The sequence below is a fragment of the Agrococcus sp. AC640b genome, from assembly GCF_979255995.1.
In genome coordinates this window covers 1-12,798 of record NZ_CEEDMM010000035.1, presented here as the reverse complement: position 1 = coordinate 12,798, position 12,798 = coordinate 1, and the positions used below count along the sequence as shown (strand labels likewise).

Here is a 12,798-nt window from a genome sequence, read left to right as displayed (position 1 = left end):
GGCGCCCACTGCGCCCACCGCCGCTCCTGCAGCGTCGGCGAACGCCCACGCGGCGCCCGCGCAGTCGGCCCCGCCTGCGCCTCCCGCGCCGACGAAGCCCGCGCAGCGTCCGGACGGCACGATCGCGGCGCGCACGACGAAGACGCCCGCGAAGCCGGCGCCCGTGCCCGCAGACCGGTCGACCGAGGACGCGAAGGCCGAGGAGTCGAAGGCCGACGAGCCGAAGGTCACGCCGCTGCGCGGCATGCCGAAGGCCCTCGCGCACAACATGGACCTCTCGCTGGCCGTGCCCACCGCCACGTCGGTGCGCACGGTGCCTGCGAAGCTCATGATCGACCAGCGCATCGTGATCAACAACCACCTGCGCCGCACGCGCGGTGGCAAGATCTCGTTCACGCACCTCATCGGCTACGCGCTCGTGCGCGCGCTCAAGGCGTTCCCGAGCCAGAACGTGTCGTACGCGGAGATCGACGGCAAGCCGTCGCTCGTCGCGCACCCGCACGTCAACCTCGGCATCGCCATCGACATGCCGAAGCCCGACGGCACGCGTGCGCTGCTGGTGCCGAGCATCAAGCGCGCCGACACGATGGACTTCGCCGAGTTCATCGCCACGTACGAGCAGCTCGTGAAGAAGGCCCGCGCCAACAAGCTCGACGCAGGCGACTTCGCAGGCACGACCATCTCGCTCACGAACCCGGGCGGCATCGGCACCGTGCACTCGGTGCCGCGCCTCATGCAGGGCCAGGGATGCATCATCGGCGCGGGTGCGCTCGACTACCCGGCGGAGTTCCAGGGTGCGAGCGAGGAGCGCCTGACCGACGCCGGCATCGGCAAGACGATCACGCTGACGTCGACGTACGACCACCGCGTGATCCAGGGCGCGGGCTCCGGCGAGTTCCTGAAGATCGTGCACGGCCTCCTGCAGGGCCAGGACGGCTTCTACGAGGGCATCTTCGCCGACCTCCGCATCCCGTACAAGCCGATCGTCTGGGCGCAGGACGTCTCGGTGCACGAGTCGGACGAGCTCTCGAAGTCGACCCGCGTCACGCAGCTCATCAACGCCTACCGCGTGCGCGGCCACCTCATGGCCGACATCGACCCGCTCGAGTACGTGCAGCGCACGCACCCCGACCTCGAGATCGAGCAGCACGGCCTGTCGTTCTGGGATCTCGACCGCGAGTTCGTCACCGGCGGCTTCGGCGGCCGACGCTCCGCGCAACTGCGCGACGTGCTCGGCGTGCTGCGCGACACGTACTGCCGCACCATGGGCGTCGAGTACATGCACATCGCAGACCCGGCGCAGCGCAAGTGGTTCCAGGACCACCTCGAGGTGCCGTACGTCAAGCCCACGCACGACGAGCAGATGCGCATCCTGCGCAAGCTCAACGAGGCGGAGGCGTTCGAGACGTTCCTGCAGACGAAGTACGTCGGGCAGAAGCGCTTCTCGCTCGAGGGCTCCGAGTCGATGATCGCGTTCCTCGACGCCCTCATCCAGGGTGCTGCCGCATCGAGCCTCGAGGAGGTCGTGATCGGCATGCCGCACCGCGGCCGCCTCAACGTGCTCACGAACATCGCTGGCAAGACGTACGGCCAGATCTTCCAGGAGTTCGAGGGCGCCGCCGTCATGCAGGGCTCCGGCGACGTGAAGTACCACCTCGGCACCGAGGGCACCTTCGTGGCTGCCGACGGCTCCGAGATCCCCGTGTACCTCGCTGCCAACCCGTCGCACCTCGAGGCCGTGAACGGCGTGCTCGAGGGCATCGCCCGTGCGAAGCAGGACCGCATCGGCGACGGTCGCCGTTCGGTGCTGCCCGTGCTCGTGCACGGCGACGCCGCCATGGCGGGTCAGGGCGTCGTGTTCGAGACGCTGCAGCTGTCGCAGCTGCGCGGCTACACGACCGGCGGCACGGTGCACCTCGTCGTCAACAACCAGATCGGCTTCACGACGCCCCCGTCGGAGTCGCGCTCGTCGATCTACTCGACCGACATCGCGAAGTCGATCGGCGCGCCGATCTTCCACGTGAACGGCGACGACCCCGAGGCGGTCGTGCGCGTGGCCGAGCTCGCGTTCCAGTACCGCGAGGAGTTCAAGCACGACGTCGTCATCGACCTCATCTGCTACCGCCGCCGCGGGCACAACGAGGGCGACGACCCCACGATGACGCAGCCGCTCATGTACTCGCTCATCGAGCGCAAGCGCTCGGTGCGCACGCTGTACGCCGAGAACCTCGTCGGCCGTGGCGACATCACCGAGGACGAGTACGAGGAGGCCCAGAAGGACTTCCAGGACCGTCTCGAGCGCGCCTTCATGGAGACGCACGCGGCCGCGACGGGTTCGATGCCCGTGCCGGCGCAGACGCCCGACGCGACGATGGTGGGCACGCCGTCCGACACGGGCATCTCGCGTGCGGCGATCGAGGCGATCGGCGATGCGCACGCGAACCCGCCAGAGGGCTTCACGGTGCACACCAAGGTGCAGCAGGTGCTGAAGAAGCGTCTCGACATGACCCGCAACGGCGGCATCGACTGGGCGTTCGGCGAGCTGCTCGCGCTCGGCTCGCTGCTCATGGAGGGCACGGCGGTGCGCATGGCGGGGCAGGACGCCCGTCGCGGCACGTTCGTGTCGCGTCACGCCGTCATGCACGACAAGGTCAACGGCCAGGAGTGGCTGCCGCTGGCGAACCTCTCCGAGGAGCAGGCGCGTCTGTCGATCTACGACTCCCTGCTGTCGGAGTACGCCGCCATGGCGTTCGAGTACGGCTACTCGGTGGAGCGCCCCGACGCGCTCGTGCTGTGGGAGGCGCAGTTCGGCGACTTCGTGAACGGCGCGCAGATCGTCGTCGACGAGTTCCTCTCGAGCGCCGAGCAGAAGTGGAACCAGTTCTCGTCGCTGACGCTGCTGCTGCCGCACGGCTACGAGGGTGCGGGCCCCGACCACTCGTCGGCGCGCATCGAGCGCTTCCTGCAGATGTCGGCGGAGCAGAACATGATCGTCGCGCGTCCGTCGACGCCGGCGTCGTACTTCCACCTGCTCCGTCGTCAGGCGTACCAGCAGCCGCGTCGGCCGCTCATCGTGTTCACGCCGAAGGCGATGCTGCGGCTGCGCGACGCGGTGAGCCCCGTCGAGGCGTTCGAGTCGGGCGTGTTCCAGCCGGTGATCGACGACGCGAAGGTCGACTCGTCGAAGGTGCGCCGCGTGCTGCTGCACTCGGGCAAGATCCACTACGACCTCGCCGCCGAGATGGCGAAGCGCGAGATCGACGACGTGGCGCTCGTGCGGCTCGAGCAGCTGTACCCGCTCGACGTCGACGGCATCAACGCCGCGCTCGACCGCTACGACGGTGCCGAGCTCGTGTGGGTGCAGGAGGAGCCGCTCAACCAGGGCGCCTGGCCGTCGGTGCACTTCACGCTGCCGCGCCACCTGCATCACGGCCGCACGATCCGCGCGATCGGGCGCACGGCGTCGGCGAGCCCCGCGACGGGCTCCCCGAAGCGCTCCGCCGCCGAGCTCGCGCAGATCCTCGACGAGGCGCTCGGCACCGACTGAGCCCCGTCGCGCCTCGTGCAGAGCCCGTCGTCGCCGCTGGCGGCGGCGGGCTTGCGCGTGACGGGAACGTTCCGCCGCACCATCGACCCTGCGTTCCGGGCGCAGGCGCTCGACGGGTCGCGCTCGCCGGTCGCTGCTCGCGTGCGCACGAGCCCACGCTGTCCCTGCGGCGTGGCAGGGTGCCGTCGCGTTTCGCAGGCGATCGCGGGGGTTCGAGGGAAGATACCCCTCGCGCACCCCTGATCACCTGCGAAACGGAACCCGGAGGGGCGCGTCAGTCGCGCGAGGCGAGGAACGTGTAGACCTCGGTCTCGTCGACGCCCGGGAAGGCACCTGGCGGCAGCGCCGCGAGCAGGTGCGAGTGGGCGCGAGCGCTCGGCCAGGCCTGCCCGGCCCACGCGGATGCGAGCTCTGTCGGCGGCGTGCGGCAGCACGACGGGTCGGGGCACTGCGAGGCGGATCGCTCCTTCGTCGCCCGGCCGCGGAACCACCGCGCCTGCGCGAACGGCACGCCGATCGACATCGAGAACTCCCCCTGCGCCGACCGCTCCGTCATCGCCGTGCACCAGTAGGTGCCCGCCGGCGTCTCGGTGTACTGCTCGAACGCGTTCACCTTGTCTGGCACGTCGAACACCTCGCGGCTCGTCCACCGCTTGCACACGGGCTGCCCCTCGATCGCACCCGTGTGGTCGGCGGGGAACGTGACGCCGTCGTTCTCGTACGCCTTGTAGATGATCCCCGACTCGTGCACCTTCTGGAAGTGCAGCGGGATGCCGAGGTGCCGCGTGGCGAGGTTCGTGAGGCGATGCGCCGCCATCTCGTACGACACGGCGAACGCGTCGCGCAGATCCTCGACCGCGAGCTGCCGCTCGGCCTTCGCGTTTGAGAGGAACGCGACGGCGGTCGTCTCGGGCATGAGCAGCGCGGCGGCGAAGTAGTTCGTCTCGACGCGCTGGCGCAGGAAGGCGCCGTAGTCGCTCGGCACGTCGTGCCCGAGCACGTGATGGCCGAGCGCCTGCAGCAGCACCGAGCGCGGATCGTGGTCGCCGCGCGTCGACCGCGACAGGTAGATGCGGTGACGCTTGAGGTCGGTGACCGACCTCGTGGAGTGCGGCAGGTCGCCGACGTGATGCACCGCGAACCCGAGGCGCTCGGTGATCGCGGCGATGAGGTGCTGCGACAACGGCCCCTGCACGTAGCCGACGTCGGCGAGGATGCCTGCGGCCTCCCGTTCGATCTCGGGGAAGTGGTTGTCGCGGGCGCGCATCTCGCCGCGGAGCTGCGCGTTCGCCCTGCGCGCCTCCTCCGGCGTCGCGACGCGCTCCTCGGCCTGCCGCTCGAGCTCGTCGACGAGGGCGAGCATCGTGGCGAGCACGTCGTCCGGCGTGCGCGGCCCGACCCGCATGGTCGGCAGCTGCTTCTGCACCCACAGCGGCGAGCGCATCGCCCGCTCGAGCCGGAGCTCCTGCGCGGCGCGCTCGCTCGGCGGCGCCTCGCCGGTGAGGGCGTCGAGCGAGACGCCCAGCAGCGACGCGAGCCGCTGCAGCGTCTGGAAGCGGATCTCGCGCTTGCCGGTCTCGATGGCGCTGAGCTGCGAGGGCGCGAGGCCGATGGCGTCGTGCACGGCGTCGAGCGTGAGCCCCGCCGCCTTGCGGTGGTGGCGGATGGCCTTGCCGAGCTGCAGCGGATCCGTCGCGGGCTCCGGTGCGTCGGGGGCGTTGGCGGCGCGGTTCCAGGACGACATCGTCATCGCTGCAGCATATGGCAGGAATGCAGAACTTCACACGGTGGATCTGCTCCAGGACTGCGTTCCTCCGTCGAGAGTGGTGCCAGACCCCGATGGAGGAGGCCCCCGATGACCGAGAGCACCAGCACGCAGCAGCAGCAGGAGCAGGCAGCGCAGGCGCTGCAGCTCGAATGGGACGCGGACGCCCGCTGGAGCGGCATCGCCCGCGACTACACGGCAGCCGACGTCGTGCGTCTGCGCGGATCCATCGTCGAGGAGCGCACCCTCGCCCGCCGCGGTGCCGAGCGCCTCTTCGCCCGCCTGCAGGACGAGACCCCCGTGCGCGCACTCGGCGCCCTCACCGGCAACCAGGCCGTGCAGCAGGTGAAGGCCGGCCTCGAGGCGATCTACCTCTCGGGCTGGCAGGTGGCCGCCGACGCGAACCTCGCAGGCCAGACCTACCCCGATCAGAGCCTGTACCCCGCGAACTCCGTGCCGAGCGTCGTGCGCCGCATCAACAACGCCCTGCTGCGCGCCGACCAGATCGAGCACGCCGAGGGCGCGCGCAGCGTCGACGACTGGCTCGTGCCGATCGTCGCAGACGCCGAGGCGGGCTTCGGAGGCCCCCTGAACGCGTTCGAGCTGCAGCGCGGCATGATCGCCGCGGGCGCGGCGGGCGTGCACTGGGAGGACCAGCTCGCGAGCGAGAAGAAGTGCGGTCACCTCGGCGGCAAGGTGCTCATCCCCACGCAGAGCCACGTGCGCACGCTGAACGCAGCGAGGCTCGCCTCCGACGTCGAGGGCGTGCCGACCGTCATCGTCGCACGCACCGACGCGGAGGCGGCGACGCTCATCACGAGCGACGTCGACGAGCGCGACCGCCCCTTCCTCACCGGCGGCCGCACCGCGGAGGGCTTCTACGAGGTGCGGAACGGCCTCGAGCCGTGCATCACCCGCGGCCGCGCCTACGCCCCCTACGCCGACCTGCTGTGGATGGAGACGTCGAAGCCCGACCTCGAGACCGCTCGCCGCTTCGCCGAGGGCATCAAGGCCGAGTTCCCTGACCAGCTGCTCGCCTACAACTGCTCGCCGTCGTTCAACTGGCGGGCGCACCTCGACGACGACCAGATCGCGACCTTCCAGCGCGAGCTCGGCGCGATGGGGTTCCGGTTCCAGTTCATCACCCTGGCCGGCTTCCACGCCCTCAACCACTCGATGTTCGACCTCGCCAAGGGCTACGCCGAGCACCACATGACCGCCTACGTCGACCTGCAGGAGCGCGAGCTCGCTGCGGAGAGCCGGGGCTACACCGCCACGCGCCACCAGCGCGAGGTGGGCACCGGATGGTTCGACCTCGTGGCCTCCGCGCTGAACCCCGACTCGGGGACCCTCGCCCTCGCCGGCTCCACCGAGACCGCGCAGTTCCACTGACGCTCCTGGACCCTCCGGTCCACCCACCGCTTGGAGACACCATGACCGACCGCATCCGCATCACCGAGCACGCACCCGGGCAGGAGCGCGTGCTGACGCCGCAGGCGCTCGAGTTCCTGCTCTCGCTGCACGACCTCGCCGAGCGTCGCCGCCGCGAGCTGCGCAGGCTGCGCCGCACGCGTCGCGCAGCGCTCGCCGACGGTGCGACGCCCAGGTTCCTGCCGGAGACGCAGCACATCCGCGACGACCCCACCTGGCGTGTCGCGCCGCCCGCGCCGGGCCTCGAGGATCGCCGCGTCGAGATCACGGGCCCCATCGAGCGCAAGATGACCATCAACGCGCTCAACTCCGGTGCCCGCGTGTGGCTCGCCGACTGCGAGGACGCCTGCTCCCCCACGTGGGAGAACGTCGTCGCGAGCCAGGTGAACCTGCAGGACGCCATCCGAGGCGCCATCGCGTTCACGAGCCCGCAGGGCAAGGAGTACCGCGTGACCGCCGAGCGCACGCCCACCATCGTCGTGCGTCCGCGCGGCTGGCACCTCGACGAGCGACGCATCCTCGTCGACGGGGAGCCGATGAGCGCATCGCTCGTCGACTTCGGCCTGCACATGCTGCACAACGCCGACGCGCTCATCGCGGGCGGCCGCGGTCCGTACTTCTACCTGCCGAAGCTCGAGAGCCACCTCGAGGCGCGCCTGTGGAACGACGTGTTCCGGGCTGCGCAGGACATGCTCCTCATCCCGCGCGGCACGATCCGCGCGACGGTGCTCATCGAGACGATCTCGGCGGCGTTCGAGATGGAGGAGATCCTCTACGAGCTGCGCGAGCACTCGTCGGGGCTCAACGCGGGCAGGTGGGACTACCTGTTCTCGATCATCCGCGCGTTCCGGTTCCGCGGGCCCGACTTCGTGCTGCCCGACCGGGCTGTCCTCACGATGACGGCGCCGTTCATGCGCGCGTACACCGAGCAGCTCGTGCGGGCGTGCCACCGTCGCGGTGCGCACGCGATCGGCGGCATGGCGGCGTACGTGCCGAGCGCGAAGGATCCGGAGGCGACCGAGGTCGCGCTCGCGCGCGTCGCGCAGGACAAGCGTCGCGAGGCCGCAGACGGCTTCGACGGCTCGTGGGTCGCGCATCCGGGCCTCGTCGCCACCGCGCAGGCCGAGTTCGACGCCGTGCTGGGCGCCGAGCCGCATCAGCTTGGCCGCAGCCGCGAGGACGTCGTGCCGGACGAGGCGGCGCTCATCGACCTCTCGACGACGCCTGGCGACATCACGGAGGCGGGCCTCAGGCTCAACGTCGAGGTCGCGATCCGCTACATGGAGGCGTGGCTACGCGGCCAGGGCGCCGTCGCGATCCACTCGCTCATGGAGGATGCTGCGACCGCCGAGATCTCGCGCTCGCAGGTGTGGCAGTGGATCCACGTCGAGGCGCGCACGGCCGAGGGTCGCACGATCTCACGAGACTGGGTGAAGGAGATCGTGCGCGAGCTGCACGCCGCGGCCCCCAGGCACGACGGCGATCGGCTCGACGACGCGGTCGCGTTGTTCACCGAGGTCGCGCTGCGACCCACGTACCCGGCGTTCTTCACGCTGTCCGGCACCGAGCGGTACCTGTCGCCGCTGCCGCAGGAGCAGCAGATCGCGGCGTGACGGATGCGCTGCGACGCCCGGGCCGTCAGGCTCGGGCGTCGTAGCGCGCGAGGACGGCGTCGATGGCCTCGGCGATGTCGACGCGTCCCGCCTCGACCGCCGCGTCGCGCACCTCGGCCTCGAACGCCCGCTGCACGTCGTCGTGCACGTCGAGCGCCCGGATCGCGGCGAGGGTGAGCGGCTCGGTGAAGGTCGTCGCACGGTCGAGGGCGCCGACGATCTCGAGCGACGCCATCGTGCGCACGCACTTCTCGCAGCGCGAGCAGTTGACCGCGTCCAGCGATCGGTAGCAGACGCGCAGGTGGCGCAGCAGCACGTCGTCGCCGGCGATCGCCCGCACCTTCTGGAATCGCGTGCGATGCGCGTCGACGTGCACGACGCGAAGGTCGTCGCTCGAGTGGTGGGGATCGAGCATGGGATGCGAGCCCCACGGCATGAGCGACGCGTACGGCAGCGTCGAGGGCACGTGCAGGCTGCGGCGGGCACCGGCGACGAGCGATGCCGCGGCGACGAGCAGGGCGAGGTGCGTCTGCGTGCCCCACTCGGCGTACGGCTCGAGGAGGCGTCGCGCATCGGTCTTGACGCGCAGCACGGGGCGGCCGGTCGCCGCGCTCAGCGAGGCGAGCAGCGTCGTCACCTCGGCGCGCACGGCGGCGGGCTCGTGATCGAGGTCGTGCACGTAGAGCAGCTCCGAGACCTCGGGATGGCCGTGCAGCGCATGCGCCGAGTCGACCCCGCCCGTCATGAGCTGCATGGGCGGCGCGGTCCGGCGCGCTGCTCTCGCCGCGACGGGTGCGGACACCGGCTGCGGATGCAGCGTCGGATCCCACATCGCGTGGATGCGCTGCACCTCGCCGATCCCGTGGCGCAGCACGGGCGAGACGGGGTCCTCCAGCGTGATCGGCAGGCCGAGCCGCATCGCGGGGAAGATCGCCATCGGCAGCCACACGTCGCCCATCGCGCTCGGGCGTCGGAGGCGTCGTCCGAGGGATGCGATGCCGACCGTGACGCGCTCGCCGCCGAGGTCGACGTCGACCTCCGCGCGGTGCCCGTCGAATCGGGTCCGACCGACGTGGATGCCGCGCATCCGCTCAGCCTAGGCGGCGCCGCGGACGCACGGCCTCGATGCGCGCGTCAGCCGTGCGTCGCCTGCACGGCGCGCAGTCGCGCGAGCACCTGGTCCTTCAGCTCCTCGGGAGCGGTCTCCGTGCACGCCTGCTTGAGCGCCATCGTCAGCTGCACGCCGACGGTGTGCTCCTCGGCGCAGTCGGTGCAGCCGTCGAGGTGCGCACGGATGTCGGCGGCGTCCTCCGAGCACAGCTCAGCGTGCAGGTACTCCTCGAGCTCGGCCTTCGCCTTGTCGCAACCGCAGTCGCCCATCAGCCCTTCTCCCCTGCCTTCATGCCCTGCTCGCGTGCGTAGTCGGCCAGCAGCTCCCGCAGCTGTCGCCTGCCACGATGCAGTCGACTCATCACGGTGCCCACCGGCGTCTTCATGATCTCCGCCGTCTCGGCGTACGACATGCCCTCGACGTCGACCCAGTAGACGACCATGCGGAAGTCGTCGGGGATCGACTGCAGCGCGTCGCGCACGACGCCTGCAGGCATGCGGTCGATCGCCTCGGCCTCCGCCGACCGCGACCGCGTCGCCGTCGTCGACTCGCCGACGCCGATCTGCCAGTCCTCGAGATCGTCGAGCGGCGCCTCGTACGGCTGGCGCTGCTTCTTGCGGTACTGGTTGATGTACGTGTTCGTCTGGATGCGGTACAGCCAGGCACGCAGGTTGGTGCCGGGCGTGAAGGAGTCGCGGGCGGCGTACGCCTTCGCGTACGTCTCCTGCACCAGGTCGGCCGCATCCTGCGGGTTGCGCGTCATCCGCATCGCCGCCGCGTACAGCTGGTCGGTGTACGCGAGGGCCTCGGTGATGAACGCGTCGGAGTCGTCTGCCATCGGCGTCGATCCTACGCCGCGCGTCAGCACCGAGATCCCAGACATGCACCCTCCCCTTCGTAGGATGGAACCGATGACTCAGGCGCCGCATTCCCGCGCGTGGGCGGCGCCGATGGCCTCCGCCCCGCTGTCCGCCGTCGTGCACCTGCCGGGCTCGAAGTCGCTCACGAACCGCGAGCTCGTGCTCGCGGCCCTCGCGGGCGGCCCCGGCACGCTGCACGCTCCCTTGCACTCGCGCGACTCGGCGCTCATGGTCGACGCGCTGCGCGCGATGGGCGTGGGCGTCGAGGCCGTGGGCGACGGGCCGTTCGGCCCCGACCTGCGGGTGACGCCGGGCGCGCTCGGCGCTGCGAGCGTCGACTGCGGCCTGGCAGGCACCGTCATGCGGTTCCTGCCGGTCGTCGCGGCGCTCGCGCACGGCGCGGTCGCGTTCGACGGCGACCCTCACGCGCGCACGCGTCCGAACGCGACGACGATCGAGGCGCTGCGCGCGCTCGGCGTGCGCGTCGACGACGGCGGCACGGGCACGATGCCGTTCACGGTGCACGGCACGGGCTCGGTGCGCGGGGGCGAGCTGCGCGTCGATGCGAGCGCGTCGAGCCAGTTCGTCTCGGCGCTGCTGCTCGCAGGTGCGCGCTTCGACGAGGGCCTCACGCTGCACCACACGGGCGAGCGCCTGCCGTCGCTGCCGCACATCGACATGACGATCGCGACGCTGCGCGCTCGCGGCGTCGACGCCTCCTCGCCTGCGCCCGGCGTGTGGCGCGTCGAGCCGGGGCCCATCGCGGCTGCCGACGTGGCGATCGAGCCCGACCTGTCGAACGCCGCCCCGTTCCTCGCAGCGGCGCTCGTCGCCGGCGGCCGGGTGAGCGTCGCAGGCTGGCCTGCGGCCACGACGCAGGTCGGCGCCGAGCTGCCCGCGCTGCTCACGAGGCTCGGAGCGACCGTCACGATCGACGGCGACCGCTGCACCGTCGACGGCGCAGCCGGCGTCTCGGCGGCGCCGCTCGTCGGCGGAGCGATCGACATGGCGCACGCCGGCGAGCTGTCGCCGACGATCGCGGCGCTCGGCGTCTTCGCCGACGCACCCCTGACGATCACGGGCATCGGTCACATCCGCGGCCACGAGACCGACCGCATCGACGCGCTCGTCGACGACCTGGCGCTGCTGGGCGGCTCGGCCATCGGAGATGCGGAGTCGATCACGGTGCATCCCGCTGCGCTGCACGGCGGCACGTGGGCGGCGTACGCCGACCACCGCATCGCCACGGCTGGCGCGCTGCTCGGGCTCGCGGTGCCCGGCGTCGAGGTCGACGACATCGGCGCGACGGCGAAGACGATCCCCGAGTTCCCCGAGCTGTGGATGCGGATGCTCGAGCAGGAGGGCACGCCGTGAGCTGGCTCACCGAGGAGCCCGACGAGCCGTGGGAGTCGTACGACGAGGAGTCGGTGCGCGAACGACCCAACCCCAAGGCGAACAAGCCGCGCACGAAGATCCGGCCCGAGCACGCCGACTCGGTCGACGGATTCGTCACGGCCGTCGACCGCGGCCGGTACACCGTGGTCGTGCGCGACGGGCAGCCGGACGAGGCGACGATCACGACGACGCGCGCCCGAGAGCTGCGCAAGCAGGCGATCGTCGCAGGCGACCGCGTCGACGTCGTCGGCGACACGACCGGCGACGAGGGCTCGCTCGCGCGCATCGTGCGCATCCAGCCGCGCACGACGCTGCTGCGGCGCTCCGCCGACGACTCCGACGAGTTCGAGCGCGTCATCGTCGCGAACGCCGACCTCATGCTCATGGTCGTCGCCGCCCGCGACCCAGAGCCGCGGCCGAGGCTCGTGCACCGCTACCTCGTGGCCGCGTACGACGCGGGCATCACGCCCATCCTCGTCGTCACGAAGACCGACCTCGCCGATCCTGCGCCGCTGCTGGCCAACTTCTCCGGGCTCGACATCGAGACGTGGCGCTCGCGCTCCGACGACCCGCCCGCCGCGGCGCTGCGCGAGCGGCTCGACGGCCACGTGACCGTCGCGGTCGGGCACTCGGGCGTCGGCAAGTCGACGCTCGTGAACGCGCTCGTGCCCGCAGCGGGCCGCGCCGTCGGCCACGTGAACGCCGTGACGGGCCGCGGCAGGCACACGTCGTCGTCGACCCAGTCGTATCGACTCGGGTCGGGATGGGTCATCGACACCCCCGGCGTGCGCTCGTTCGGGCTCGGCCACATCGACACCGCGTCGATCCTCAAGGCCTTCCCCGACATCCAGGCGGTCGCCGACCAGTGCCCGCGCGGCTGCACGCACCTCGCCGACGCGCCCGACTGCGGCATCGCCGAGGCGGCCGCGCGCGGAGAGCTCGACCGCACCCGCGTCGACAGCGTGCAGGGTCTGCTCGCGACGCTCACCGTCGGAGACCACTGGTAGCGGTGCCCGACTGGGCGTGCGCATAGCCCTCGCTGGAAGGATGCAGGGGTGACGTCCGCTGCGCCCGCC

The 12,798-nt window shown here is 71.4% G+C and carries 9 protein-coding genes; 5 read left to right on the top strand and 4 right to left on the bottom strand.

Annotation, left to right across the window (positions count from 1 at the left end; translation table 11 throughout):
* A partial coding sequence (locus tag ACZ6H8_RS13625; protein ID WP_464147427.1) for a multifunctional oxoglutarate decarboxylase/oxoglutarate dehydrogenase thiamine pyrophosphate-binding subunit/dihydrolipoyllysine-residue succinyltransferase subunit occupies nucleotides 1-3,547 on the top strand: 3,547 nt, incomplete at its 5' end.
* Nucleotides 3,548-3,821: 274 nt separating this feature from the next.
* Here ACZ6H8_RS13625 and ACZ6H8_RS13620 read toward each other — a convergent pair.
* Complete coding sequence (locus ACZ6H8_RS13620; protein WP_464147426.1) at nucleotides 3,822-5,297, bottom strand: helix-turn-helix domain-containing protein; 1,476 nt, start codon at nucleotides 5,295-5,297, stop codon at nucleotides 3,822-3,824.
* A 105-nt stretch (nucleotides 5,298-5,402) separates the two neighbouring features.
* Between ACZ6H8_RS13620 and aceA the strand changes: the two genes are divergently transcribed.
* Both aceA and aceB read left to right on the top strand, forming a co-directional pair.
* A complete protein-coding gene (aceA, locus tag ACZ6H8_RS13615; RefSeq protein WP_464147425.1) occupies nucleotides 5,403-6,704 on the top strand; it encodes an isocitrate lyase in 1,302 nt (433 codons plus the stop codon).
* Nucleotides 6,705-6,745: 41 nt separating this feature from the next.
* Complete coding sequence (aceB, locus tag ACZ6H8_RS13610) at nucleotides 6,746-8,356, top strand: malate synthase A (protein ID WP_464147424.1); 1,611 nt, start codon at nucleotides 6,746-6,748, stop codon at nucleotides 8,354-8,356.
* A gap of 25 nt (nucleotides 8,357-8,381) precedes the next feature.
* Here the strand turns inward: aceB and ACZ6H8_RS13605 are convergent, their stop codons facing one another.
* The 3 genes from ACZ6H8_RS13605 to ACZ6H8_RS13595 are packed head-to-tail and all read right to left on the bottom strand — an operon-like array spanning nucleotide 8,382 to nucleotide 10,350.
* Nucleotides 8,382-9,443 carry a hypothetical protein gene (locus tag ACZ6H8_RS13605; RefSeq protein WP_464147423.1) on the bottom strand — a complete coding sequence of 354 codons (1,062 nt, stop codon included), beginning with the start codon at nucleotides 9,441-9,443 and terminating at the stop codon, nucleotides 8,382-8,384.
* A 47-nt stretch (nucleotides 9,444-9,490) separates the two neighbouring features.
* Complete coding sequence (locus ACZ6H8_RS13600; protein WP_464147422.1) at nucleotides 9,491-9,736, bottom strand: zf-HC2 domain-containing protein; 246 nt, start codon at nucleotides 9,734-9,736, stop codon at nucleotides 9,491-9,493.
* Nucleotides 9,736-10,350, bottom strand: a complete 615-nt coding sequence (locus tag ACZ6H8_RS13595) for a sigma-70 family RNA polymerase sigma factor (protein WP_464147420.1) — start codon at nucleotides 10,348-10,350, stop codon at nucleotides 9,736-9,738. The genes ACZ6H8_RS13600 and ACZ6H8_RS13595 overlap by 1 nt, the downstream gene beginning before the upstream one ends.
* Before the next feature lie 28 nt (nucleotides 10,351-10,378).
* On the opposite strand from ACZ6H8_RS13595, the gene aroA reads away from it, so the two are divergent.
* Complete coding sequence (aroA, locus tag ACZ6H8_RS13590) at nucleotides 10,379-11,701, top strand: 3-phosphoshikimate 1-carboxyvinyltransferase (protein WP_464147419.1); 1,323 nt, start codon at nucleotides 10,379-10,381, stop codon at nucleotides 11,699-11,701.
* Nucleotides 11,698-12,729, top strand: a complete 1,032-nt coding sequence (gene rsgA, locus ACZ6H8_RS13585) for a ribosome small subunit-dependent GTPase A (RefSeq protein WP_464147417.1) — start codon at nucleotides 11,698-11,700, stop codon at nucleotides 12,727-12,729. Before aroA ends, rsgA begins: the two co-directional genes overlap by 4 nt.
* Nucleotides 12,730-12,798: the final 69 nt, after the last annotated feature.